Consider the following 25655-nt stretch of genomic DNA (forward strand, 5'->3'; position numbering starts at 1 on the left):
CAAAAAGCTGTGATAGAATAGTGATAATGGGAAGTGAGCGGTGAGGAGTTGTCGGAATGCGTGCATTATGGGGGTACTTCTTATTAATTGGCTTGGGGCTGTTGATAGCCGTATATATATCGTTTCAATCGTTCTTTACAAGCTTTGGTTTCAATTTGCCGAAGGATGAGGAGCAGGTCGGGATGAAGGATCAAATCGTGATTAAGTTCAGTCATGTCGTTGCCGAAAATACACCTAAAGGTCTTGCTGCTAACCGATTTGCCCAACTTGTCGATGAATATACTGATCATCGTGTCAAAATTGAAGTTTATCCTAATCAATCATTATATAGTGATCATGAAGAAATCGAAGCATTACAAGAAAACAAGGTACAGATGATTGCACCGACTACATCTAAAATTACGAGCATATCAAAGAAATGGATGCTATTGGACCTCCCTTACGTCTTTCCGACGGACGCTGCCTTGCAGGAAGCGTTGAATGGGGAAGTGGGGGAAGAGCTGCTAAAGCAGCTGAATACCATCGATATCGAGGGACTCGCATTTTGGTCGAATAACTATAAACAGATTACAAGCAGTAAACCGATACGGCATCCAAGTGATTTTGCAGGAAAGAATTTTAGAATCATGCCAAGTGCAGTACTGGAAACTCAATTCAAGCATTTTGGGGCGACAACTGCTGAGCTTCAGTTTAATGAAACATATAAAAGCCTTGAAATTAAAGAAACGGACAGCCAGGAAAATACGATTTCGAATATTTATTCCAAGAAAATATATGAGGTGCAAAATTATTTAACGATCAGTGATCATGGCTATTTAGGGTATGTCGTCATGATAAACAAGCAGTTTTGGAACAAACTCCCGTTGGATATTCAGCAGCAAATCCAAAGGGCAATGGATGATACAACGAAATGGCTATGGATCAAATCAAATGAATTGAATCAGGAACAGCTTCGGGAAATCCAGCAAAAATCGAATATCGACATCTATACACTGTCAGATGAAGAAAAGAAAGAATGGATGGATGAGATGACTGTCATCTATCCGGAATTCGAACCAACGATTGGAACCGAATTGATGACGAAAATGGAAAAGATCCGTGAGAAGCATTTAAAGGAATAACTAAATGATGGGGACAAAAAAGGAGCGGACCCAAAGGGCCTGCTCCTTTTTTCTATTGCAATGCAGTTTGCAGTGTCTTGATGTTCTTTTCCATTAAACTGAAGTAATCTTCGCTGGCTTCGATATCTTTATCCGTCAACACTGAAAGGTTATGGAGCTCAAGTGATTTCGCTCCCATTTCCTTTTGGATGATCTCAGTTAGTTTAGAACTGATATTCTGTTCAAAGATGACGTAGTTCAAGTCTTCTTCTTCAGCCATGGTTACGATTTTCCCCAGTTCCTTTTGAGAAGGTTCGTTTGATGACGTTAGTCCTGTGACGCCAATTTGTTCCAATCCGTAGCGTTCCTCCCAATAACCATATGCAGAATGGGAAACGATGACCTTATTGGTACGGCCCGATTCGATCGTCGTCGCAAATTTTTCATCAAGTGCCTCAAGCTTTTCGGAAAGCTCATTGAATTGGCGGTTGAAATATTCTTCCTGTTCCGGCATTTTTTTCGTTAATTCATCCTTGATGGTTTTAGCCATGTCAATGGAATAGATGGGATCTAACCACAAATGCGGATTAACGCCCCCATGGTCATGACCGTCTTCTTCATGAGCATGTTCGTCTTCATCTTCATGAGCATGTTCCTCTTCGTGTGCATGCTCATCTTCATCTTCATCAAGGTGAACCGTTTCGCCCACCGCCATTGTTCTGACGCCTTCTTTGCTTAGAATTGGTTCAGCCTTGGTTACAAAGCCTTCAAGATTATAGCCAATATAGAAAAACAGGTCTGACTCAGCCATTTTTACAATATCTTTTTGAGAGGGTTCGAATGAGTGTTCATCCGTTCCGGGAGGATAAACCGTCTCGACGTTTACGTACTCCCCGCCAATGGCCTCAGTGAAGTATTGTAAAGGGTAAACCGTCGTATATATATCCAAGGCATCCTTGGTTTCTTCTTTACTCGATTCTCCCTTCGAGTTGCCGCAGGCTGACAGAAATACCGCAGTAACAAGGAAAAGCGAGAGCAATGCTCGAATTTTCATATGAAATGCTCCTTTATAATTCGTATTGATTACGATTTGAATTTTATGGGTAAAAACGAAATGATTACGATTTGACTTCTGTATGATACAAAAGATTGCAAAAGAAAGCAAGGGTTTTTTCTAATGGTCCTCACTTTTTTTCTTTATTTCAGGAACTAGATCAATGCCTCCTGGATGAAATGGATGACATTTAAGAATCCGGATGAGTGCAAGCCAGCTTCCTTTTATCGGTCCGAAACGATTGATCGCTTCCAAACCATAATGGGAACAAGTTGGATAAAAACGGCAGGTGGGCGGTTTTAATGGGGAAAGAGCAACTTGGTAAAAACGGATGATTCCCATTAATATTTTTTTCAACACGATGCTTTCATCTCTTTTCGAGTAATTTGACTATCCTCAATTATAGCATATTTTCTAAATTTCCAATAAGGGTAAAAAAGGAATAAGCATATTGGTAATCCGATTGATATAATGAGAATTAATTTTAAAGGATGAAATATATTGTTATTCAAGGTAAAATAGAGATGACATACAATTAAGGAGTGAATTAAATGCCTTCAGTTGAAAGCTTTGAATTAGATCATAACGCTGTTAAAGCCCCATATGTTAGACATTGCGGTGTCCATAAGGTAGGAACAGACGGTGTTGTTAATAAATTTGATATCCGTTTTTGCCAGCCGAATAAACAAGCGATGAAGCCGGATACGATCCATACCCTGGAACACTTGCTTGCATTCAATATCCGTAAGCATTCCGAGTGCTACGATCACTTTGATATCATCGACATTTCTCCAATGGGATGTCAAACAGGATATTACCTTGTGGTAAGCGGCGAGCCGACAGTGACCGAAATCATCGATGTTCTTGAAGATACATTCAAGGATGCCGTTACAATTACCGAAATTCCTGCTGCAAACGAAAAACAATGCGGCCAAGCAAAATTGCATGATCTTGAAGGAGCTAAGAAATTGATGAATTTCTGGCTTGCACAAGATAAAGAAGATCTTCATAAAGTTTTTGGTTAATAAAAAAAGTTCCTGTCTATTTGTGACAGGAACTTTTTTTATTTTTCGGGTTCTTCTTTTTTTTCCTCATCCTCGGGCAAAGGTTCGACGGGATCCACTGTATGCTTGTAGCTGTAACCTTTTCCGATTGTTAGGACCGATAATGCCAATACAATCAGAATCACAATAATTGAGATAACTAAAACCGTAATCATACTTTACAGCTCCTAACGTTCACAATTTAGATTCATTTTAGCATAAGAACAGAGTCAGATAATGTTTCAATTTTCGAATAGAGGGAATTATAAAGGTATAACCAACTTACGGAGGTAGATATTTATGGCTCAGAAAAAATTAGGAACTTTAGTGAATAAGGAAATTGCAAACTTCAGTGTTCTTTATACGAAAATTCATAATTACCACTGGTTCGTGAATGGACCGCACTTCTTTGAACTTCACCAAAAGCTGGAAGAATTATATAAAGAAGTGACATCCAACTATGACGAATTGGCTGAAAGACTATTGGCCATTGGTGAAAAGCCGGTTGCTACCCTTAAAGAGTACCTGGAATTAACGACGATCGAAGAAGCGACAGGTAATGAAAATACAGAAGATATGGTTCAAAGCGTCATCAGTGATTTTGAGAAGCTTTCCGAAGAGTTCCTGGAAATCATCGAAGTTGCCGAAGAAGAAGATCCGGTTACGGCTGATATGCTGACAGGCATGAAGAAAAGCTTAAACAAACATGCTTGGATGCTGCGTGCCTATTTAGGACATTAAGATATAGGAAAAGCCCTGCTTCGGTAGGGCTTTTTTTTATGGGTAAAACAATAAAAAAGGCATCCATCAAAAGAGGGACACCTGACAAGGTATGTATTAATGAATATTCCTAGGCGGAAAATGTGTAGGTTTCGTGTCGTTCATACTATTTTGAGCGAACTTCCCTTTTAACGTTTCAATAATGTAAAGGCCCATTAAATTGGTTAGTTCTTGATCATCCATCTCTTGAAGCAATTCGAAAATTTCCTTGCGGTCAAGCTGTTCCAAAACCGCAAAAGTAAGCATATCAATATCTTCTTCATCACCAGTCATCTTATCACGGTACATATTGTATAATTCTTCAATTAACTTCAAAACTTTCACCTCACATTTATTAGAAATCCGTTATCTCTTTATATGTAGGTTATCAAAAAAACCTCTGGGTGCATATAAAAATCTTAAGGGATGCTTGGGCTTATTATATGTTTTACCCTTTGAAAGATACTTTAATCTATTATTTAACATCTTTGTTCTTCTGTAAACAAAATTTTCCATTGTATGAAGTAGGGAAATACGTGAAAAATAAGCGTAGGATATATGGAAAGGGTGGATGGATGTGTCTGAAAACAGGAAAAAATATTACATTTGGATTCCAAATGGGCAGATAACACAAGATAGGGAAAGTTCTCCATGGAATTTCGAGATCGAGGCGACAGATAATGAAATCATCCAATTACGTGAATTATTTGATTATAATTATTCAGTAGGGGAAGAAAATTTTTACCGGGCACATGTCCCATACCTTCAATATCATTTTGACCGTGAAAATGATAAACAGGATATCACTCTCCAAAAAATTTACGAGATGATTTATGCCCTGGGTACTGAAGAAGGAAGACGGCATATAGAAAGCATGGGGATTTTACAGGCAAAACCAACAGACGATGGCCTCGAATAATGAGGATCCATCGTTTTTTTGATGGATTCTTGCTGGATAGTGTTTTTTTTTACCCATATAATGAATGAAGGGGCATTGCATTATTTCTTATACGGAGAGAAGGGGAAAAATGAAACGTTTTCTTGATAAGAACGGATATAAGGTCGAATTCTCCGAGAATCCTGTCTTTGGAGAGTCTTGGCATGTTTTTGTGCTTAGCAGATATAAGGGCAGGTGGGTATTGACCAAACACAGAGAACGGGGATTGGAGTTCCCTGGTGGTAAACGGGAAGCAGGTGAATCGATTGAAGAAACAGCCATACGTGAAGTGTATGAAGAAACAGGAGGCTTGGTGGGCCAGCTGCAATTTTTGGGACAATATAAGGTACATCATCCAGTCAAGCCATTTGTTAAATCGATATACTATGCTGCATTGCGTGGGGTAGAAAAGAAACAAAATTACCTGGAAACGGATGGCCCGGTCTTTTTGGAAGCATTGCCGGATGTACTCGGTGAGGAGTTTAGCTTCATCATGAAAGATGAAATTGTACCGTTGAGCTTATCAAGATTGGATGAAGGCACTTTGCTGAGAAACGATTGAATCCCCGGAACTCACGAGTAAAACACTGAAACTCACGAGTAAATGGCCAGAATTCACGAGTAAAACACTGAAACTCACGAGTAAATGGCCGAAATTCACGAGTAAATGGGTGAAACTCACGAGTAAACTGCCGGTATTCACGAGTAATGGCCGAAATTCACGAGTAAAACGCGAATCTCACAAGTAAACATCCGAAACTCAACTAAATTCATTTTTCACCTCAAGCATGAATGAAAAACTGCCGAGGTTTATCGGCAGTTTTGGTTAGTCTTTGATTAATTTTCTCTCGAGCAGTTCTACTAGTTGATACATGATTGTGGCAAATACGGCAATGATCATTAAGGCAAGCATTACGAGGGTGAAGTTGAAGACTTGAAAGCCATAAATGATTAGGTAGCCGAGTCCTTTGGCTGAAACAAGGAATTCCCCTACGATGACGCCGACCCAGGAGAGGCCGACATTCACTTTCAATGTTGAGATGATCGTTGGGAAGGAGGCGGGTAATATGGCTTCCCGAAAAGCTTGTGTTCTTGTGGCGCCAAAAGTTTGGAGCACCTTCAGGTAGTTCGGGTCCACTTCGCGAAATGCGGTGTAGACGACGATGGTGGTGATGATGATGGAGATGATCGCCCCCATCGAGATGATGGATGGAAAGCCAGGGCCGAATGCTACGATGATGATGGGGCCGAGTGCCACTTTCGGCATGGCATTTAAAATGACGAGATAGGGGTCAAGTGTTTTGGATAATCTTGGCGACCACCATAGCAGGGATGCCAGGATTGTTCCAAGCAGTGTCCCTATGATAAAGCCGAGAACGGTCTCGAATAGGGTCACTCCGGAATGGGATAGAAGTGTTCCATCACCCAATTTCTGTATGAAAAGATGCCACACTTTAGTTGGGGAGCTGAAGATGAGCGGATCGATCACTTCCATTCTGGATAAAAGTTCCCAACTGCTGAAAAAAACGATGAAAATCAGGATCTGATAAAAGCGAATGAGCCTGTTTTCTTTTTTTAATGAGGTTTTATATTGGTTATGAAGCTGTTCAATATTCAAGGCTCTCAAGCTCCTTCCAGATCGTTTGGAATAGCGTCGGATACTGTGGATGGTTGCGTGCATGGAAAGGCGTGAGTTCCCGCAGTTCATCGGGCACCTTGAAGGTTTTGTGCACGCTTCCCGGGTTCGCGGAAAACAGATAGATGCGGTCACTCATAGCAATTGCTTCACCGATATCATGGGTGACGAGCACAGCTGTCTTTCCGAAGGATTTCAGGGTTTCAAAAACAAGGTCTTCCAGCTTCAACTTCGTTTGGTAATCAAGAGCCGAAAACGGTTCATCAAGCAAAAGGATTTTTGGGTCGACCGCCAGTGTCCGTGCCAGTGCAGCCCTTTGCCTCATGCCTCCCGAGAGTTCGCGCGGATATAATTTTCCGGTGCCTCCCAATCCAACGTCACTTAAAAGTTTCAGCGTTTTTATTCTCTCAAGGCCTTCATCTTTTTTAATCAGTTTCAATCCTAATAAAATATTTTCTTCAATCGTCTTCCATGGAAATAGATAATCCTGCTGCAGCATATAGCCGATTGAAAGGTCACTGTTGGCTTTCAGCGGTTTGTTTTCGAGCAGGATCTTTCCTGCAGTGGGCGGAAATAGCCCGGCGATGATGGAAAGCAGGGTGGTTTTTCCGCAGCCGCTCGGACCTAGAAAAGAGACGAATTCACCTTTTTCAATGTCGAGGGAAATGTCCGCTAGTGCGGTCGCTGCCGTCTGATTTGAAAAATAAGTATGGTGAATGTCTTGGATTTTTAAAAAGCTCATCGGACATCCTCCTTACCTTTTGCTATGCTATTTTGTGACTTCTTCAGCAAAATCTGTATTGACCAGCTCTTCATGGCTTATACGTGAAGGCAGCTCGCCTGCTTCATCCATGATGTTTTGCAGATTGTTCCATTCTTCTTCATCAAGAATGGGGTCGGTGGCAAAGGAACCTTGTTCTTTGTAGCGGTTGATAACTGTTTCCATCGTTTCGATATTGGTATCTTCAAAATACGGCTGAATGACTTCGGCAATTTCGGCAGCATCATTTTCCTGAACCCAATCCTGTGCTTTTTTCAATGCCCTCGTGAATTTTTCGACAGTCTCTTTGTCTTCTTTCAAATAGCTTTCCTTAGCCATATAAACTGTATAGGGAAGATGCCCGGACTCGGTGCCGAAAGAAGCGACGATATAGCCTTTTCCTTCTTTTTCAAACACACTGGCCGTTGGTTCGAACAGTTGAACAAAATCGCCGGTTCCGGAAGCGAAGGCAGTTGCGACATTCGCAAAATCAATGTTCTGGATGAGGTTCAAATCTTTTTTCGGATCTATGTTATGTTTTTTCAATACGAACTCGCCGGCCATTTGCGGCATCCCGCCTTTTCGCTGGCCTAGGAATGTAGAGTTTTTCAGCATATCCCAATTGAAGTTGTCAATTTTTTCACGTGAAACAAGAAACGTTCCATCCGTCTGTGTTAATTGAGCGAAGTTAATGACGGGGTCGTTCGAACCTTGTGCCTGAACGTAAATCGATGTTTCAGAGCCAACGAGAGCAATATCCGCCCCATCGGACAGAAGCGTGGTCATCGTCTTGTCGCCGCCTGCCGTCGTTTTCAAATCAATGCTGAGACCCTCATCTTTAAAAAATCCTTTTTCAATCGCTACATATTGAGGTGTATAGAAAAGGGAGCGGGTTACTTCGGCAACCCTGACCTTCGTTGTTTCCTGTTCCTTGTTGCCGCATGCTCCAAGCGGGATCACCAGCATGCACAGAAGTAAAAATACGACACCTGCTTTACACCATTTTTTCAAAATTCCTTCCTCCTTGATATATAGGTATTTTGCCTACATTATCGTATGAACGGAAGAAAAAAATGTGAATGCCTCGCAGGGGATAAAAACAAGCGGATGTTTTACAATAAGATTAAAGAGAAAGGAGAGTGGAAATTGGAGAACGGAACGATTATTTCAAAACGGCGGTTTCCATCACCGCATCCACGAATCCATCTTTATTCAGTTACGTACATATCACAAGGCCTGAAGGTAAAGGGTTTGCTGGCTGAACCTGTTGATGGCGAAATACATGATGCCTTCTTATATTTACGCGGCGGTATTAAAAATGTCGGCAAGGTGAGGCCCGCTAGGATCGTGCAATATGCCGTAGAAGGTTTCATCGTTTTTGCCCCTTTTTACCGTGGGAATCAAGGCGGAGAGGGAGATGAGGATTTTGGAGGCGAAGATAGATTCGATGCGATATCAGGATTCAATCTTCTTGAACAGCATCCCCGAGTGAATAAGGATCACATTCATATCCTTGGATTTTCCCGTGGGGGCATCATGGCGCTTTGGACGGGGATTTACTGCAGGAATGCAGCGTCGATCGTCACATGGGGTGGAGTGTCGGATATGTTTTTAACATATGTCGAACGTGTCGATATGCGGCGGATGATGAAGCGGGTCATCGGCGGTACACCTAAAAAATGCCCCGATCAATATGAATACCGTACGCCATTGTTTGCGATTGAAGATTTGAATGTACCCGTACTGATCATTCATGGTGAAAAAGATGACAATGTCGCCATTGAACACGCGTACCGGTTGGAAAAAAGGTTGAAAATGCATGACAAAGAGGTCGAAAGCTGGTATTTCCCTCAATTCACACATTACTTCCCACCGGCCGTGAACAGAAAAGTAGTCGAAGATTTAACATCTTGGATGAAAAGTAAAACCGAATAATGATAGAATGAAGTATATACTAAGTATAGTGGCAAGGAGGAGATACACATGGGCATGCCTATGGAGCTAAATACCATGATCGTTACAAAAGGGAACGAAACCCGTGAAGAAGAAAACATTTTTCGGCTGTCGAAAGCTGGATACAGGTTATACCCTATCGATATTCCAATCGATGTCCGCAAAACCATTCAATCTGACTCAAGCGGAACAGCCGTTATCCAAAAAATTGAATGGACCAGTGAAAAGACCATCATTACGTACCAACTACTATCACTGAACTCAACTAACTAAATAGACAAGCGCTTGCCGGGAATCGTCTTCGCTGCAAGCGCTTTTTTTGATTGTGTGGCAGAATTCGACCAGATGTGCGAAAAATTAGGGCTGTACACCAACAATTCGACCGTAAAAGCCCATAATTCGACTCCGCACTAACAAATTCGACCGTAAACGCCCATAATTCAACCCACGCACCAACAATTCAACCGTAAACGCTTATAATTCGACCCACGCATCAACAAATTCGACCGTAAACGCTCATAATTCGACCGTACACATCCATAATTCGACCTCTGCACCAATAATCCAACCTACGTGGTAAAATGGTGGAAAGCGCATGAGGTGGGGGGATTTGATGATTTTGGTGAGTGCTTGTTTAGCGGGTCTTGAGGTAAGATACAATGGTACACATAGCCTGGATGATGGAATTATGGAATTAATGAGGGAGAAAAAGGCTATAGCGGTTTGTCCAGAGTTGCTTGGCGGTTTTTCAACACCGAGGGAGCCTGCTGAGATAGTTGGCGGTGAAGGTGGGGATGTCCTTGATGGAAAAGCGAAGATCATTGAAAAGTCGGCAGGGATGTAACGGAATTGTACATAAAGGGAGCCAATCTTACGTTATTGAAAGCCCAGGAGGTAGGGGCGACGTTAGTCGTTTTAAAAGAAAATAGTCCATCCTGTGGAAGTGCCACGATTTATAATGGGAAATTCAAGGGGGAGAAAAAGGTCGGGAATGGAGTGACCGCGGCTTTGCTTAGGCGGCATGGATTCACTGTCATTTCAGAGGAAGGGTTATATGAAAAATGAGTAATGGCATTTTAGATGGTGCTTTTGAAAGAAGGGGAATACATGGAGGATATCAATCTCTATACATTGCTATTTTTAGTACTTGCGGGTTTTATTGCCGCATTCATTGATTCCGTCGTGGGCGGGGGCGGTTTAATTTCCATTCCGGCTTTATTGTTCACGGGGATTTCGCCTTCAGCGGCACTTGCGACTAACAAGCTGGCGGGTACTATGGGATCTTTAACTAGTACGATTTCATTCATTCGCGCTGGAAAGGTGGATTTCAAATTCGTCATCAAGCTGTTTCCGATTACCGTGATTGGAGCGGCGTTAGGAGCATACGTTGTACATTTCGTTTCCGCAGAGATACTGAAGCCCCTCATTTTGATTTTGTTGGTCGTTGTCGCGATTTATACGTTGGTAAAAAAGGATTGGGGTAAAGATGCAAAGTATAAAGGGCTGACAAGGAAGAAAATGATTCTTTTGATAGTCATAATATTTGCGATTGGTTTTTATGATGGTTTTCTTGGACCAGGCACAGGTTCATTTTTATTATTTTCATTTTTGATCATTGGGTTTGATTTTGTCCAGGCTGCCGGGAATGCAAGAATATTGAATTTTGGAAGCAATATTGCCGCACTTATCATTTTCTTATCTATGGGGACCGTTAATTTTACCTATGGAATTCCGATGGGTCTTGCAATGGTCGCAGGAGCACTGGTAGGAACGAACTTCGCAATTAAAAAAGGTGCTTCCTATGTACGTATATTATTCATTTGCGTCACGATTTTATTGATTGGGAAAAATATCCTTAATTATTTTCATGTGTTTTGATGGGTGGTTTCCTATTAAAAATATCCTTAATTATTTTCATGTGTTTTGATGGGTGGTTTCCTATTAAAAATGGCCGGGGATACAAATCGTATTTTCGGCCATTTTTACATTCATTTTGTGAAATTCAAGTCCCAGTGAATGCCAAATTTATCCTTGACCTTACCATACTTAGCTCCCCAAAAGGTATCTTGCAGTTCCATTAAGGATAATCCTTGTTCACACATAACCTCATATAAATGCTTGATTTCCGAGTCGCTTTCACATTCGAGGACCAACGCCACATTATTCCCGGCTTCAAAGGGATTGCCTGGAAACGTATCGGATACCATAATCAACATATCGCCTTTTTTGATTTTGGCATGCAGAACAAGTTCATTCGCTTCTTCAGGTGTTGGGAAATCAGCTTCCCCGTAGGTTTGCATATCGGTAATCTCTGCTTGAAATACCTCTGCATAAAAGGCTAATGCGTCTTTTGCTTGGCCATCGAAGATTAAATAGGGGGTAACTTGATTCTTCATACTAATCCTCCTGTTTCGTGTCATGGCTATCAATTCGACAGGGAGATCTTATCCTCCTTTATATTCATGAGGGCTTAGCTGCATTTTCGATTGTGAATCATGTTCATTTCCCCATCCAAAAAATTAAAATCAAATTTTCTTATGAAAACAAGCTTCGCAGATGAAACTTCCTTCATTTTTTAAATATGCTTTTATTTCAGTCATCCCTTTACGCTTCGGATAACGTATTTTCACAAGAACGACTTCGTCCCCCTTAATTTCTTTCCCGAACATTTAAACACCTCCAAGCAATGTAAAGTTTCCAATCTAATGTGATTGACTTCAATGAAACTTTGATCTACCCAAGCTATCACATATGTATTTAACATTTTCAAATTCAAATTAGTATTAGTTAGGTACTCTTTGCTTAAATCTGGCGCGAATTCACCTTTTAATGAAAAAAGCCTGCCGCTTACGTGACAGGCTTTTTTCATTATTATATTTTTATTTCATAATGGAAGGGGGGATTTCATTCCGCAATGCTTCAATAGGATTTCAACTATGCGTTGTGAAGCGAATCCATCTCCATATGGGTTGGAGGCTGTCGCCATTTTTTTATAGGTTTCTTCATTTGTAAGTAAGTTTGTGGCTAATTGATAAATTCGTTCTTCCTCAATTCCAGCCAATAAAAGGGTACCAGCATCGATTCCTTCCGGACGTTCTGTTGTATCGCGTAACACAAGGACAGGAACACCAAGTGAGGGAGCTTCTTCTTGCACGCCTCCGGAATCTGTCAATATTAGATGGGCGTGCGCCGCAAAATTATGAAAATCAAGCACCTCAAGCGGCTCTATTAAGTGAAGTCTTTCCGTTTCACCAAATATCCGGTAAGCAATTTCACGGACTACTGGGTTTTTATGAAGCGGGAAAACAACTTGGATATCCTTGTGCTCTTCAAGCAGCCGTTTGACGGAACGGAATATTTCTTCCATTGGTTTTCCGATATTTTCTCGTCTGTGCGCTGTCATCAATAACATACGATCTCCATTCAAACCAGATAGAATCGGATGTTTATAATCTTTCCGTACTGTTGTTTTCAACGCATCGATTGCCGTATTGCCAGTAATATGGATACAATCACTTTTTTTATTTTCCAAAATTAGATTCTCTGCCGCCTGATTTGTAGGAGCAAAGTGCAAATCAGCCAGGACGCCTGTCAGCTGCCTATTCATTTCTTCAGGATATGGAGAATACTTATTACCAGTCCGGAGACCAGCTTCAACGTGACCAATCTGTATCTTATTATAGAAAGCTGCCAAGCTTGCGATGAAAGTTGTCGTTGTATCCCCATGTACGAGGACGATATCCGGTTTTATATCTTTCATGAGCGAACTCAATTTTTCAAGCCCTCGAGTTGTAATCTCTTCTAATGTTTGTCTATCCTTCATCATATCCAAATCGTGATCTGGCTTTATTTTAAAACATTGCAAGACTTGGTCGAGCATTTCCCTATGCTGGGCGGTGACCACCACGATGGTTTCTATTTCTTCTGGATGCTTTTTCAGTTCCAAAACGACTGGTGCCATTTTGATAGCCTCTGGTCTTGTACCAAATACGGTCATGACCTTAATACGTTGTTTAGGCATGCTCATTTCCTCCCCTTCTGAATGTCTCCCCCATTATAACGGGAAGTTCATGGGAAATATAAAAATGAAACAATAATTAACAGAATTTTTACAATGTTAATAGGGACTTTATATTTCTTTAACCTCCAGTTAATATCTGGCATTTACAATATAAAGCAGGAAGTAAGCAAAGCAGAATAGAGGTGATAGGCGAATATGAAAAGCGTCCTGATGATCGTGCAAAACTTTTATCCGGAAATCGGAAGTGCGGGAAATAGAATGAAAAATATATATCTCCATTTGAAAAGAAACGGATTTGAGGTAACGGTCATCACATTGAAGCCGAGTTATCCTAATCAAAGTTTATATCAAGATATAAAGTTTTGGGATGAAGAAAGCATTGAAGAAGATGTCATCAGGATTAAACCGGACAAAGTGAAGAGGTATACAAGCAATATGGGGAAGCGGTTGCTTCATTATCTTGAAGCGATGTGGCTTTTCATTTATACAATCATCCGTCTCGAAAAAAAATATGATTACGTGTTTGCCACGACTCCGCCGATCTTCCCGACATTGGCGGCGTTGATCGCCAAGAAAAAGATGAAGGCGAAACTCATTACGGATGTCAGGGATTTATGGCCGGAATCGTTGATAGGAGTAGGAGTATTTAATAATAAGTGGGTTTTGAAAATCGCTTTCTTCCTGGAAAGGAAGCTATATCGGCATTCAGATTTCATTATCATCAATAGTCCTGGTTTCAGGGATTATATCGTTGCAAAAGGAGTCAAGGAAGAGGCCATCCAATACATTCCTAATTCGCTTACTGCGGATGAGCTGACGTTAAAGAATTTGCTTACACCCGTATCGGAAAAGGTAATCAGAGTCGTTTATGCGGGGAATATCGGACTGGCCCAGGACTTGAAAAAACTGATAGCCGTAGCTGAAAAGCTAAGGGAACATAAACAAATCGAGTTCTCGATGATTGGATATGGATATCGGATATCCGAAGTGGAGAAGGAGATAAGCTCAAGAGGGCTGACCAATATTAAGATGATTAATGCGATGAATCGAAGAGTGACTCTTCATGAAGTTTCAACGTCCCATATTGCCTATGTGAGCTTGGTTGAAAAAGAAGTCTTCAATAAGGTGCTGCCTGGTAAGATCATCGATTATATGTGTGTCGGAATACCCATTGTCGGTGATGTGGACGGCAGGGCCAAGAAGATGCTATCAGAGGCGAAATGCGGGTTGGTGGCAGAGAGCAGAAATGTTGATGAAATCTGTCAGCATATCTTGACCATGGCCTCAGATCCAGCCCTTCGTGAAGAACTGGGGGAAAACGGTCATCGGTATGCTAAACAACATTTTCAATGGTCTAAAAATATTAAAGGTCTCATCAATGTGATGGAAGCGTCAGGCTGAAAAATCCGGAAGTGGAGGACAACATGGCAAAGAAAGTATGTATGTTCGTGTGGAATCACTTTACAAACGATGCAAGGGTTCTAAGAGAATGCACAGCACTTACTGAAGCGGGTTATGAAGTCGATTTAATTGCCATTCATAACTGGAAAATCGAGGGTTTGCCCAAAAAGGAGAAACACCAAAATGGTTTTTCTGTCACCAGGGTGAATAACCGCTGGGAGGCGCTTCATAGGATTCTCAGGATCGTAGGCAAATTGAAGAAAAAGAAGTTTGAAATCGTTCTACTGGCCTTATTGGTCTGGAATACGTTGTGGAACTTGAACTTGATCAACGGCTGGTTGGGATCGGGAATACTGTTCGGTACATTTGCACTCCTTGCGATGGGTACCCTGATGATCACTAAATCGAAGCTGCCGACACTATTAACGAGGAGCTACATTTTTGGTCAAATGATCTATCATGGCCGGAAAAGGAAATATGATTTTTATCATTCAAATGACTTGAATACGCTCTTGCAGGGAGCAATCAGCAGTAAATGGTTGAGAAGGAAAAAGCTAATTTATGACTCGCATGAAGTACAAACGAGCAGAACGGGATATAATAGCCGAATTTATGGGGTGATGGAGAAATTCCTATTAATGTTCGTGGATGAAATGATTGCCGAAAACCATACGAGAGCTAAGTATAACGAAGACTTATATGGTCTGTATCCCAAGGTGGTCCATAACTACCCGATTCCAACCAATCCGGAGGAAAGTACGGCCGTGAATTTGCATGAGCTGCTCGATTTGCCAGAGAATGAACCGATTTTGTTATACCAAGGCGGCGTTCAAATGGGAAGAGGGTTAGAGCAATTGGTTGATGCTGTACCGATGATCGAGGGCGGGACGGTAGTTTTTATCGGAGATGGAAGAATCAAAGATGATTTAATGAAAAAAGTAAGCGACATGAATCTGGAGCATCGTGTGAAGTTCCTGCCGAAGGTTCCGGTCGACGAGCTGCTTCATTATACAAAAAATGCGTATTTAGGTTTTCAGATATTGAATAATGTCTGCTTTAATCACTACTCCGCTTCTTCAAATAAATTGTTTGAATACATGATGAGCGGTGTGCCTGTGGTTGCCTGCAGCTTTCCTGAAATTCAAAAGGTTGTTGATACGGAAAAAATCGGTGTGTGTGTCGATTCACATGATCCAAAATCAATTGCCGAAGGCGTCAATTACTTATTGAAACATCCTGAAAAAAGGGCGGAAATGAGCAATAACTGCCTGAAGGCGCGGCAAAAATACAATTGGAAACAAGAGAAGGAAATCTTTATCGAAATCTATCAAACAGCCTAACAAATTTGAGTGTAGCAGAAAAATAGATAGGAGTGGTTTATATGAAACTTTGTACAATCGGACTTGGTTATATAGGACTTCCGACTTCTTTAATGTTTGCGAAACACGGTGTCGATGTTGTCGGCGTGGATATCCATCCTGAGATTATTTCCAATTTGAATAGCGGCAGGCTCCATATCGAAGAACCTGGATTGGAGGAGGTATTGCAAGAAGTGCTTACTTCCAATAAGTTCCGAGCTGCGTTAAGCCCGGAACATGCGGATGTTTTCATTATCGCAGTTCCTACTCCAAATAAAAAGGACATGCATCAATCATGTGATTTAACTCATGTCATGGATGCAACCTCAAACATTCTTCCTTTTATCAAAAAAGGGAATGTCATCATTATTGAATCGACGATTGCGCCAAGAAGCATGGATGATCATATTAGACCGATGATCGAGAGGACGGGCCTTACCATCGGAAAAGACATTTTCCTAGTTCATTGTCCGGAACGTGTTTTACCTGGAAGGATTCTTGAAGAGTTGGTTCATAATAACCGTATAGTCGGGGGTATCACGGAAACATGCTCATATAAAGGAAGTCTTGTTTATAAAACCTTCGTTCAAGGAGAGATCATTCAGACGGATGCGAAAACGGCTGAAATGTCCAAACTGATGGAAAACACCTTCAGGGATGTCAATATCGCCCTTGCGAATGAGCTGACGAAAATCTGTTTCGAGCTGGATATCAATGTTTTGGATGTCATATCGATGGCAAACAAACACCCTCGTGTAAATATTCACCAACCAGGACCAGGAGTTGGCGGCCATTGTTTAGCGGTCGATCCGTATTTTGTCGTTGCAAAGGCACCAGAGCAAGCGAGAATCATTAAATTGGCCCGCGATACCAACGTATCGATGCCTTATTATATCGTTAATTCCGTAAGGATGATGCTAGAGGGGATCCGGAAGCCAAAAGTAGCTGTTTTTGGTCTTGCATACAAAGGAAATGTAGATGATATTCGTGAAAGTCCAGCCATTGATGTCGTCAATATCTTGATGGGGATGGAAAACATGGATGTATCCTTGCATGACCCGCATGTCCAATCTGGAAAGATGCCAGTCGTATCAGTGGAAGACGCTGTAAATGATGCCGACTTGATACTTGTCCTGACCGACCATGATGAATTTAAACAAATGGATTATGATAATCTATCAAATCTCATGAGAAATAAATTGATTTTGGATACACGCAATTGCATTGATGCAACTAAAACAGATGTCCCGGTGGCCAACCTGGGCAATATATATCAATACAAAACGATGTCCATGAAAAAAGCCAGGAATAAAGCGATCATCTAAAAACTTGGACAAACATCGATATTGGAATAAGAATTCAGGGGGCGCTGACTATGACAGTGCCCTTTTTGAATATCATAATCTGGCGGAGGAACGGAGGGCAGAAAATCAATGAAGAAAAGGACCAAGCGAGAGCTTGGTCCTTTCAGAAACTGTGGAAACGTTTCAGTTGGTCTCAGAAATCCGCTCCCTTTCTGCCAAGTCCCCGTAAAACAATCTGGCGGGGGCTTGGCTAGCCATATATTAGGCCGTTGTCGCAGTTATTCGACCTAGACCGCACATATTGACCTAAGACGCAGTTATTCGACGTACAGGGCACTATATTCGACCGTTCCCCGCCGTTATTCGATCTACACCTCACTATTCGGACTCCGAAGTATTTATTTTTAAGGTCCACGCATTAAATCCGCTTCATCATTTCCGCCGACTGTCTGCCAAGACTCTCGCTTATATATCTAGCGGGGTCTTGGATAGCCAGTGGCAGGAGTGTAGCAAATTTCTGAGGATTCCATTCAAAAAGTAAACCATGAAGGATAACCTAATTTTTTTAAAATCATGGTTCGGGATGAGACATTTCTTGTCGACAAACTGAAAGGACCAAGCAAGAGCTTGGTCCTTTTGTGTACAATTTATTAAGCTGTCGGTCCGCCAAGTTCTTCGATTTCACTTGGAACGCTGCCGAATTTCTTGAAGTTAGCACGGAATTGTGCGGCAAGGTCCGTTGCTGCTTCTTTATAAGCGGCAGGATCTGCCCAAGTCTTGATTGGTTGAAGCACTTCATCAGGAACACCAGGAACATGAAGCGGGATATCCAAGCCGAAGATATCATCTTTGATCGTTTCGATGTTCGCTAATTCACCTTCAAGTGCCGCTTGTACCATTGCACGAGTGTAAGCAAGTTTCATACGGCTTCCAGTTCCGTATGCTCCGCCAGTCCATCCAGTGTTGACAAGGTATACCTTTGCATTGTGCTCGTCAATTTTATCACCAAGCATCTCAGCATAGCGTTGAGCTGGAAGCGGTAAGAATGGTGATCCGAAGCAAGTGGAGAATGTAGCTTCCGGTGAAGTTACGCCTCTTTCAGTACCAGCCAATTTACTAGTGTATCCGCTTAGGAAGTGGAACATTGCCTGTTCTTTGGAAAGCTTGCTGATTGGAGGCAGAACGCCTGAAGCATCAGCTGTTAAGAAAATGATTGTATTTGGATGTCCTGCAATACTTGGGTTCACGATGTTATCGATCGCTTGCATTTGGTAAGCAGCACGAGTGTTTTCAGTCAATGAACTGTCATCATAGTTCGCTTCACGTGTATCCGGATCAACAACAACATTTTCTAATACGGCACCGAAACGGATTGCATCGAAAATTTGTGGTTCTTTTTCACGTGAAAGATTGATCGTTTTCGCATAGCAGCCGCCTTCGATGTTGAATACGCCGTTAGAAGACCAGCCGTGCTCGTCATCGCCAATCAGTTTACGGCTAGTGTCTGCTGATAAAGTTGTTTTGCCTGTACCGGACAGTCCGAAGAATAAAGCGACGTCCCCTTCACGTCCTACGTTAGCAGAGCAATGCATTGGAAGGATTCCAGCCTCTGGAAGTAAGTAGTTCATGATCGAGAAGATCGATTTTTTCATTTCTCCAGCATATTCCGTTCCGCCGATCAGGATGGTACGGCGTTCAAATGAAACGATGATGAAAGTTTCGGAAGTGGTTCCGTCCACTTCTGGGTCTGCTTTGAAGTTAGGGGCAGAAAGGATTGTGAATTCAGCTTCGTGACCTCTTAGTTCCTCTTCATTTGGACGGATGAACAAAGTATGGGCGAAAAGGTTATGCCACGCATATTCATTAACAACACGGATTGGAAGACGAGATGATTCGTCTGCACCAGCGAAACCTTTAAAAACAAAAATCTCTTCTTTTGCTTTTAGGTAGTCAACTACTTTATTATATAGTTTATTGAACACATCTTCGGAAATTGGCTGGTTCACTGAACCCCAATCGATTTTATCTTTAACGGATGCTTCTTCCACGATAAATTTATCTTTAGGTGAACGACCAGTATATTTGCCAGTTTCAGCTTTTACTGCGCCGGTTGATGTTAAAACGCCTTCATTTCTGCTTAATACTTTTTCGACCAATTGAGGAACTGAAAGTTGAGTTTGCACATTGTTTCCTGTTAATAACTGGTGTAACTCATTAGAAACATCTACAGAATTCATATATGAGGTACCTTCCTTTGTTTAAGTTTTTATATTACAATTAGTATAACACATTCATTTAAATAGTCTATACTATTTCTTCTAATTTGTGATTATTTTCAGCTGGTTGCGTTAATCATTTTATTCCGGCAGGAACCGAGTCAGGATTATCACATATACTTTAATGAAGTAAATTTTATTTTTATAGGAAGTAAGTAAGCAATATATTTCCAATGGTGAAGTCGTTTTTCGTATGCTTAATACTTATTATTAATGGCAATTTCCAACATTTCTATTCGTATTTTGCATTGTAAACCCTTCTAAGACGCTGTATCAACACTTTTTTCAAAGGAATGCCATACTAGGCGGAAATGTTCTTTTTAGAAAAGCATTGACAAATTCCAACCAGATACGATATTATCTTAAATTGTACGGATTCTCTTATCCCGAGTTGGTGGAGGGACAGGCCCTTTGAAACCCAGCAACCTGCCATATTGAACTTGACTCCAAGATCGATCGCCGAAAATAAAGCGAAGGTCTTCAAGGAATAGTGGTGATGGTGCTAACCTGAGCAAGGTAAAAAACCCTTGAACGATAAGAGTGAAAGGATAGAAGACAGAATTTTAAACCTTTCCTCATTTGCCAGGGAAGGTTTTTGTGTTTTTCATAAGTAATTCTGTGTCTATAGTTGAAACTAATGAGGGAAACGAGTTCCGTAAAAATCAGGCTTATGCCTACAACATACTAACTTCCAAGGAGGAAATATGATGTCAAAGAAACGTCTATTTACTTCTGAATCTGTTACAGAGGGCCATCCGGACAAAATTTGTGATCAGATTTCAGATTCCATTTTAGATGCTATCCTTGCTAAGGATGCAAATGCACGTGTTGCGTGTGAAACTAGTGTAACAACAGGTCTTGTACTTGTTGCTGGTGAAATTACAACGTCCGCTTACGTGGATATTCCGCGTATCGTTCGTGATACGATTAAAGGAATTGGCTACACACGTGCGAAATACGGTTTCGATGCTGAAACTTGTGCCGTGTTGAGTTCCATTGATGAGCAGTCTGCCGATATCGCAGCTGGAGTCGATAAAGCATTGGAAGCTCGTGAAGGAAACATGTCAGAGGAAGAAATCGATGCAATCGGTGCAGGGGACCAAGGTCTTATGTTCGGATTTGCTTGTAATGAAACAGAAGAGCTTATGCCGCTTCCGATTTCATTGGCGCATAAACTTTCATTCCGCTTGGCTCAAGTTCGTAAAGATGAAACTCTTGCTTACCTACGCCCTGATGGTAAAACACAGGTAACAGTGGAATATGATGAGAATAACCGTCCTGTACGTGTAGATACGATCGTAATCTCTACACAGCATGATGCAGAAATTACACTTGAACAAATTCAAGCCGATCTAAAAGAACATGTGATCAAAGCAGTCGTTCCAGCTGAATTGATCGATGCTCAAACTAAATACTTCATCAACCCTACTGGCCGTTTCGTAATTGGCGGACCTCAAGGGGATGCTGGACTTACTGGACGTAAAATCATCGTTGATACTTACGGCGGATACGCTCGTCATGGCGGCGGTGCATTCTCTGGTAAGGATGCTACTAAAGTTGACCGTTCTGCTGCATACGCTGCTCGTTACGTTGCGAAAAACATCGTGGCAGCAGGCCTTGCCGACAAAGCGGAAGTTCAATTGGCATATGCAATTGGTGTGGCAGAGCCTGTATCGATTTCAATTGATACGTTCGGAACTGGTACAGTTAGCGAAGAAGTCCTTGTTGACCTAGTTCGCGCCAACTTCGACCTTCGTCCAGCGGGCATCATCAAAATGCTTGACCTTCGTCGCCCGATCTACAAACAAACAGCTGCCTACGGACACTTTGGCCGTACAGATGTCGATCTTCCATGGGAACGCACGGACAAAGCAGAAACATTAAAAGCACAAGTGTAAATCATATAAAAAAGGTGTCCCGCAATTTGCGGGGCACCTTTTTTTTGTGAATTAATTTTGCCGTCAGCGGGAATAATTCAAGAAATCCCAAAGAAATATAAAATACGTGCAAAACTCGTGAGTTAAAGTCGTTTACAAGTTTGTTTGGGTCATCAACTCGTGAGGTTGAAGCGTTACTCGTGAATTTGGAACGTTTACTCGAGAGTTTAGAGCTTTTACTCATGAGTTTAGAGCTTTTACTCATGAGTTTAGAGCGGTTACTCATGAATTTGTAGCAAATACTCGTGAATTTAGAGCGTTTACTCGAGAGTTTAAAGCGTTTACTCGTGAATTTGTAACAAATACTCGTGAATTTAGAGTGTTTACTCGTGAGTTTGTAGTAAATACTCGTGAATTTGTAGCAAATACTAGTGAGTTTGAGTACAATACTCGTAACTTTCATTCAATTCACTTTATTCGTTCCGCCGTTTTATAGTATTGTCCTTTTTCGGCATATTCGCGAACGATGCGTTCCATATCCTGGCGATCTTCTTCGTTGATTTCGCGAATGACTTTAGCTGGGCGTCCGAATGCCAGCATGTTCGGTGGAATGACTTTACCTTGGGGAACGAGACTGCCGGCACCGATGAAGGCTCCTTCGCCGATTTCGGCTTCATCAAGTACAATCGATCCCATGCCGATCAGAGCTCCTTTACGGATTTTACAGCTATGTAAAATGACCTGATGGCCAATGGTTACTTCATCCTCGATGATCAATGGATTATTTGGGCTTTGGTGCAGGACGCTGTTATCTTGTATACTGACTTTTTTCCCGATGATGGTTGGGGATACATCACCGCGAATAACGGAATTGAACCAAATTGATGTTTCGTCGCCAATTTTGACATCACCTGTCACGACAGCATTCTCAGCAATATAAGCGCTTTCGGCGATTTCAGGTTCTTTGCCTTTATACGGATAAATAATCATTTTCAATCATTTCCTTTCCGAAGAGAATGTTTTTATGTATTATTTTAATATACCGTATGCAAATACACTTGGCTATTTATAATAGCAATGTACAACTTGTTAGATTTCTTTTTTGTCGAAAATCACAAATATGGTTATAATTTATATATATTATTTTAACTATCATGGATCGTACACAACAAGTGAAAAGTGAAAGGGGGATTTCGAATGTGGAAATGGGAGACAGAAGGAGACGCAAAGGGCGTCATTGTCATCATTCATGGGGCAATGGAACATCACGGGCGTTATAAGTGGGTAACACAAATGTGGCTTTCAGCTGGATACCATGTCGTCATGGGCGACCTTCCTGGGCAGGGTATGACAACTCGCGCCTACCGGGGACATATCGATTCCTTTGATGAGTATTTGGACGAAGTGAAAAGCTGGATAGAAGAGGCTTACGAATATTCGTTGCCGGTCTTTTTACTTGGACACAGCATGGGCGGTTTGATTTCGATACGCCTTCTTCAGGAAGAGGAATGGGACATTGCAGGGGTTATTCTTTCCTCTCCATGCTTGGGCCTCGTGACGAAGCCGCCGAAGTTCCTGACAACCATCTCGCATGGTTTGAACATCGTGATGCCTAAGTTCAGGGTTGAATCTGGATTGACACCTGAAATGGCGACGAGAAGTGCGGAAATCCGTGAATCCGATAGAAACGATACATTATATATCACAAAGGTTTCGGTTCGCTGGTATCGCGAGCTTGCACAGGCTATGAAGGATGCTTTTGAAGAGATTCCTGAATTTCAGGATGTGCCGCTTTTGGTCATGCAGGGCGGAGATGACCGAGTCGTAAACAAGAAGGCGGTTCGTGAGTGGTTTAATTATAACTTGGCCAGTGAAAAGCAATATAAGGAATGGCCGAAGCTATATCATGAAATCTTCAATGAACCAGAACGTGATGATGTATTTCAATATGCGCTGAGTTTTGTTGAAAACCGTTTAAAAATATTAGGGTATGTCGTTTGATCAGTACATACTTCAGGATAAATAAAAAACTGCCGAGGTTAGACCTTCGGCAGTTTTTTAATTTGAATCAGCCTGCGTTTTTAAGCAACTTGTTTGACTTGATCACCGGTGCCCAGAAAGTAACCGGGTACATAAATTGGTTCAAGTGTGTAAGTTCTTTTTTATTGGATAATGCGGTGGATAGAAGATAAATGGATTTGAAGGTTAAGTCATTGGCGAATAGGTCCAAAAGCGTCGCTTTCATATTCATGATCGCTTCATGGTTTTGAGTGGAAATCATTAAATCGAGCTGTGGCAGGAACCTATCAAAATGGTGATCGAATTGTTTGAGGTCCTCCATGGTTTTTTGGTTTTCTGTCAACGAGTTAAGCGAGCAGACAAACTCCCCGTATTGTTCACTTGAATCCCTTTTGATTTTTTCAGTCAATATATCCGTCAGTAATGAAGTAGGCAAATGTTCCATTTTCTGCACCCTCTTATCTATTTTCTATCATTATAATCATTATAGACGAAAAATTCAAAATGTTGTGATTGGTAATTCTGCTTCTGCGAGTTGGGATTGAAAAAACACCGTTCGTATCGAACGGTGTCAAAAGTCATCATCTCTTCTCAATCGCGACAATGAATGGCGGATTGTTTGATTGGTTTATGAACCCGTATTTTAGGATATGGGCTTTCTGTTGAGGGAAGTTCTGTACATAATCCATCAATGCATCCCGTTCTGCCGATCCCCCTGGATGACCATGGTAAATGACGAGGATGATGATGCCTTCAGGTGCCAGCAGTTCGAATAGCTGTTCAATGGCTGATATCGTCGTATCGGCTTGGGTGATAATTGATTTGTCACCGCCAGGAAGGTAGCCTAGGTTGAATATGGCACCCGTGACCTTTCCGGAATGCTCTTTCCTGATGTATTTGCTCAAATGTTGATGCCCATCGTGAATAAGGGTGCAGCACTCTTGTAAATTCTCGGCCTTTAGTTTCGCCGCTGTGGTTTGGATCGCTTCTTTCTGAATATCAAAACTATAGACATGCCCATTTTCACCTGTAAGTCCTGCAAGAAAGACCGTATCAAAACCGTTGCCCATCGTGCAATCAATGGTTATATCCCCGGGATGGACCGCTTTTTCCAGCAGAATCCTGGCGAATGGCAAAATTCGGTCAAGCTTCATGATTGTACCTCTGTATGATGATTTTTTCCTTGCCAGCTGTTACGGCGTTTCAATTCGGCATCAATGGCATTCAAGACATCCCATTTATTGACGCTCCACATTGGACCGATCATCAAATCGATGGGACCGTCGCCCGTAATGCGGTGAACGATCATTTCTGGAGGGATTATTTCCAGCTGGTCACATACCAGGCTGACATAATCGTCACGGTCAAGAAACTCGAGCAGGCCTTTTTCGTATTGTTTGACCATCGGTGTCCCTTTTAATAAATGAAGTAAATGGATCTTTATCCCCTGCACATCGAGTTTGGCAACTTCCCGGGCTGTTTCCAGCATCATACCGTAATCTTCCTGAGGAAGGCCATTGATGATATGGGAGCATATGCGGATGCCGTGTTTCCGCAGTTTATCGACGCCTTCTTTGTAGCAATCGAAGTCATGGGCACGGTTGATCATCGTCGCGGTCTTTTCATGAACCGTCTGGAGACCCAACTCCACCCAAAGGTAGGTCCGTTCGTTCAATTCCGCTAAATACTCGACTACATCATCTGGAAGGCAATCCGGACGTGTCGCAATGGAGAGCCCGACGACACCCTCCTGGGTCAATACACTTTCATATTTCTCGCGAAGTTCTTCCACTGGGGCATGCGTATTCGTGAACGCTTGGAAATAGGCCATATATTTTCCATCTTTCCATTTATGATGCATCCGTTCGCTGATTTTCTTAAACTGAACGTCGAGGGGTTCAACCCTGCTGCCCGCAAAGTCACCAGAGCCTGAGGCACTGCAGAAGGTACAGCCGCCATGCGCGACGGTGCCATCACGGTTCGGGCAGTCAAAACCGCCATCCAGGGCAACTTTAAAAACCTTATGTCCAAAATGTTCCCTCAGGTGGTAATTCCATGTATGATATCGTTTGTTATCCGTTGCATATATAAACGGGTTTGCCTGATTCAAATCAGCAACCTCCTAAATAAATTAAATCGCAACATATATTATACAAC

General features: G+C 41.8%; 30 protein-coding genes, 1 pseudogene and 1 riboswitch. Of the genes and pseudogenes, 15 read left to right on the top strand and 16 right to left on the bottom strand.

Going from position 1 to position 25655, the window contains the following annotated elements:
• Positions 1-56: 56 nt before the first annotated feature.
• A complete protein-coding gene (locus V3595_RS19340; protein WP_485908818.1) occupies positions 57-1121 on the top strand; it encodes a DctP family TRAP transporter solute-binding subunit in 1065 nt (354 codons plus the stop codon).
• A gap of 52 nt (positions 1122-1173) precedes the next feature.
• On the opposite strand, the gene V3595_RS19345 is transcribed toward V3595_RS19340, so the two are convergent.
• Together V3595_RS19345 and yidD are read right to left on the bottom strand one after the other, a co-directional pair.
• On the bottom strand, positions 1174-2154 hold the full coding sequence (locus V3595_RS19345) for a metal ABC transporter solute-binding protein, Zn/Mn family (RefSeq protein ID WP_485908820.1): 981 nt from the start codon (positions 2152-2154) through the stop codon (positions 1174-1176).
• A 120-nt stretch (positions 2155-2274) separates the two neighbouring features.
• Positions 2275-2496 (bottom strand): membrane protein insertion efficiency factor YidD, encoded by a 222-nt coding sequence (yidD, locus tag V3595_RS19350; protein WP_485909014.1) that lies wholly within the window; start codon positions 2494-2496, stop codon positions 2275-2277.
• 209 nt (positions 2497-2705) lie between these two features.
• Here yidD and V3595_RS19355 point away from each other — a divergent pair, with 209 nt between their 5' ends.
• Entirely contained in the window at positions 2706-3179 is a 474-nt protein-coding gene (locus tag V3595_RS19355; protein ID WP_485908822.1) for an S-ribosylhomocysteine lyase, read from the top strand.
• 38 nt (positions 3180-3217) lie between these two features.
• Here the strand turns inward: V3595_RS19355 and ytzI are convergent, their stop codons facing one another.
• Entirely contained in the window at positions 3218-3373 is a 156-nt protein-coding gene (gene ytzI / locus V3595_RS19360; RefSeq protein WP_485908824.1) for a YtzI protein, read from the bottom strand.
• 124 nt (positions 3374-3497) lie between these two features.
• Between ytzI and V3595_RS19365 the strand changes: the two genes are divergently transcribed.
• The gene (locus V3595_RS19365; RefSeq protein WP_352926065.1) at positions 3498-3938 is read left to right on the top strand and encodes a Dps family protein; all 441 of its coding nucleotides are present in this window, start codon (positions 3498-3500) and stop codon (positions 3936-3938) included.
• Positions 3939-4034: 96 nt separating this feature from the next.
• Here the strand turns inward: V3595_RS19365 and V3595_RS19370 are convergent, their stop codons facing one another.
• Positions 4035-4301, bottom strand: coding sequence for a DUF6154 family protein (locus tag V3595_RS19370; protein WP_402906592.1), 267 nt, complete (start codon positions 4299-4301; stop codon positions 4035-4037).
• 232 nt (positions 4302-4533) lie between these two features.
• On the opposite strand from V3595_RS19370, the gene V3595_RS19375 reads away from it, so the two are divergent.
• On the top strand, positions 4534-4875 hold the full coding sequence (locus V3595_RS19375; RefSeq protein ID WP_485908827.1) for a hydrolase: 342 nt from the start codon (positions 4534-4536) through the stop codon (positions 4873-4875).
• Between the two features lie 109 nt (positions 4876-4984).
• Positions 4985-5455: an RNA deprotection pyrophosphohydrolase gene (gene ytkD, locus V3595_RS19380; protein ID WP_485908829.1), complete on the top strand. Its 471-nt coding sequence runs from the start codon at positions 4985-4987 to the stop codon at positions 5453-5455.
• On the opposite strand, the gene V3595_RS19385 is transcribed toward ytkD, so the two are convergent.
• The 4 genes from V3595_RS19385 to V3595_RS19400 form a co-directional block, all read right to left on the bottom strand.
• Positions 5417-5596 carry a hypothetical protein gene (locus V3595_RS19385; RefSeq protein ID WP_485908831.1) on the bottom strand — a complete coding sequence of 60 codons (180 nt, stop codon included), beginning with the start codon at positions 5594-5596 and terminating at the stop codon, positions 5417-5419. The two genes, ytkD and V3595_RS19385, sit on opposite strands and share 39 nt — an antisense overlap.
• 123 nt (positions 5597-5719) lie before the next feature.
• Positions 5720-6511 (bottom strand): ABC transporter permease, encoded by a 792-nt coding sequence (locus V3595_RS19390; protein WP_230160637.1) that lies wholly within the window; start codon positions 6509-6511, stop codon positions 5720-5722.
• Entirely contained in the window at positions 6501-7271 is a 771-nt protein-coding gene (locus V3595_RS19395; RefSeq protein WP_137019594.1) for an ABC transporter ATP-binding protein, read from the bottom strand. Before V3595_RS19395 ends, V3595_RS19390 begins: the two co-directional genes overlap by 11 nt.
• Positions 7272-7298: 27 nt before the next feature.
• Complete coding sequence (locus V3595_RS19400) at positions 7299-8300, bottom strand: ABC transporter substrate-binding protein (RefSeq protein ID WP_402906582.1); 1002 nt, start codon at positions 8298-8300, stop codon at positions 7299-7301.
• A gap of 96 nt (positions 8301-8396) precedes the next feature.
• On the opposite strand from V3595_RS19400, the gene V3595_RS19405 reads away from it, so the two are divergent.
• The 4 genes and pseudogenes from V3595_RS19405 to V3595_RS19420 all read left to right on the top strand — a co-directional run bounded on the left by V3595_RS19405 (position 8397) and on the right by V3595_RS19420 (position 11120).
• A complete protein-coding gene (locus V3595_RS19405; RefSeq protein WP_413243402.1) occupies positions 8397-9224 on the top strand; it encodes an alpha/beta hydrolase family protein in 828 nt (275 codons plus the stop codon).
• A 48-nt stretch (positions 9225-9272) separates the two neighbouring features.
• Complete coding sequence (locus tag V3595_RS19410; protein WP_101225571.1) at positions 9273-9515, top strand: DUF2584 domain-containing protein; 243 nt, start codon at positions 9273-9275, stop codon at positions 9513-9515.
• Between the two features lie 340 nt (positions 9516-9855).
• Positions 9856-10307: pseudogene (locus V3595_RS19415) on the top strand (2-thiouracil desulfurase family protein).
• A gap of 42 nt (positions 10308-10349) precedes the next feature.
• Complete coding sequence (locus V3595_RS19420; RefSeq protein WP_485908833.1) at positions 10350-11120, top strand: sulfite exporter TauE/SafE family protein; 771 nt, start codon at positions 10350-10352, stop codon at positions 11118-11120.
• Between the two features lie 110 nt (positions 11121-11230).
• On the opposite strand, the gene V3595_RS19425 is transcribed toward V3595_RS19420, so the two are convergent.
• From V3595_RS19425 to wecB, 3 genes are all read right to left on the bottom strand, one after another.
• Entirely contained in the window at positions 11231-11638 is a 408-nt protein-coding gene (locus V3595_RS19425) for a VOC family protein (protein ID WP_402906577.1), read from the bottom strand.
• Between the two features lie 129 nt (positions 11639-11767).
• A complete protein-coding gene (locus V3595_RS19430; RefSeq protein WP_485908835.1) occupies positions 11768-11911 on the bottom strand; it encodes a Fe3+ hydroxamate ABC transporter substrate-binding protein in 144 nt (47 codons plus the stop codon).
• Positions 11912-12126: 215 nt separating this feature from the next.
• Entirely contained in the window at positions 12127-13263 is a 1137-nt protein-coding gene (wecB, locus tag V3595_RS19435; RefSeq protein WP_485908837.1) for a non-hydrolyzing UDP-N-acetylglucosamine 2-epimerase, read from the bottom strand.
• Positions 13264-13458: 195 nt separating this feature from the next.
• Between wecB and V3595_RS19440 the strand changes: the two genes are divergently transcribed.
• From V3595_RS19440 to V3595_RS19455, 4 genes are read left to right on the top strand one after another with little or no spacing between them, the layout of a single operon-like run.
• Positions 13459-14664 (top strand): glycosyltransferase family 4 protein, encoded by a 1206-nt coding sequence (locus V3595_RS19440; protein WP_485908839.1) that lies wholly within the window; start codon positions 13459-13461, stop codon positions 14662-14664.
• Between the two features lie 23 nt (positions 14665-14687).
• Entirely contained in the window at positions 14688-16004 is a 1317-nt protein-coding gene (locus V3595_RS19445) for a glycosyltransferase (RefSeq protein WP_485908841.1), read from the top strand.
• A 41-nt stretch (positions 16005-16045) separates the two neighbouring features.
• Positions 16046-17347 carry a nucleotide sugar dehydrogenase gene (locus V3595_RS19450; protein WP_485908843.1) on the top strand — a complete coding sequence of 434 codons (1302 nt, stop codon included), beginning with the start codon at positions 16046-16048 and terminating at the stop codon, positions 17345-17347.
• Between the two features lie 50 nt (positions 17348-17397).
• On the top strand, positions 17398-17580 hold the full coding sequence (locus tag V3595_RS19455) for a hypothetical protein (protein WP_485908845.1): 183 nt from the start codon (positions 17398-17400) through the stop codon (positions 17578-17580).
• Positions 17581-17976: 396 nt separating this feature from the next.
• Here the strand turns inward: V3595_RS19455 and pckA are convergent, their stop codons facing one another.
• Positions 17977-19563, bottom strand: a complete 1587-nt coding sequence (gene pckA, locus V3595_RS19460; protein WP_101225563.1) for a phosphoenolpyruvate carboxykinase (ATP) — start codon at positions 19561-19563, stop codon at positions 17977-17979.
• Between the two features lie 417 nt (positions 19564-19980).
• Positions 19981-20143: riboswitch (SAM riboswitch) on the top strand.
• Positions 20144-20306: 163 nt separating this feature from the next.
• Between pckA and metK the strand changes: the two genes are divergently transcribed.
• Positions 20307-21500, top strand: coding sequence for a methionine adenosyltransferase (metK, locus tag V3595_RS19465; RefSeq protein WP_485908847.1), 1194 nt, complete (start codon positions 20307-20309; stop codon positions 21498-21500).
• Positions 21501-21947: 447 nt separating this feature from the next.
• On the opposite strand, the gene V3595_RS19470 is transcribed toward metK, so the two are convergent.
• Positions 21948-22466, bottom strand: coding sequence for a gamma carbonic anhydrase (locus tag V3595_RS19470; RefSeq protein ID WP_063234974.1), 519 nt, complete (start codon positions 22464-22466; stop codon positions 21948-21950).
• Positions 22467-22676: 210 nt separating this feature from the next.
• Here V3595_RS19470 and V3595_RS19475 point away from each other — a divergent pair, with 210 nt between their 5' ends.
• Positions 22677-23480 carry an alpha/beta hydrolase gene (locus V3595_RS19475; RefSeq protein ID WP_137015704.1) on the top strand — a complete coding sequence of 268 codons (804 nt, stop codon included), beginning with the start codon at positions 22677-22679 and terminating at the stop codon, positions 23478-23480.
• Positions 23481-23547: 67 nt separating this feature from the next.
• Here the strand turns inward: V3595_RS19475 and V3595_RS19480 are convergent, their stop codons facing one another.
• The 3 genes from V3595_RS19480 to mnmL all read right to left on the bottom strand — a co-directional run bounded on the left by V3595_RS19480 (position 23548) and on the right by mnmL (position 25608).
• Entirely contained in the window at positions 23548-23943 is a 396-nt protein-coding gene (locus V3595_RS19480; RefSeq protein WP_485908850.1) for a hypothetical protein, read from the bottom strand.
• Positions 23944-24079: 136 nt separating this feature from the next.
• Complete coding sequence (mnmM, locus tag V3595_RS19485) at positions 24080-24652, bottom strand: tRNA 5-(aminomethyl)-2-thiouridylate-methyltransferase MnmM (RefSeq protein ID WP_260359137.1); 573 nt, start codon at positions 24650-24652, stop codon at positions 24080-24082.
• Positions 24649-25608, bottom strand: coding sequence for a tRNA modification radical SAM protein MnmL/YtqA (gene mnmL, locus V3595_RS19490; protein WP_485908852.1), 960 nt, complete (start codon positions 25606-25608; stop codon positions 24649-24651). Before mnmL ends, mnmM begins: the two co-directional genes overlap by 4 nt.
• Between the last annotated feature and the right edge of the window lie 47 nt (positions 25609-25655).

It is taken from the genome of Bacillus sp. CFBP9009, assembly GCF_036541465.1.
Lineage (GTDB): Bacteria > Bacillota > Bacilli > Bacillales > DSM-1321 > Peribacillus.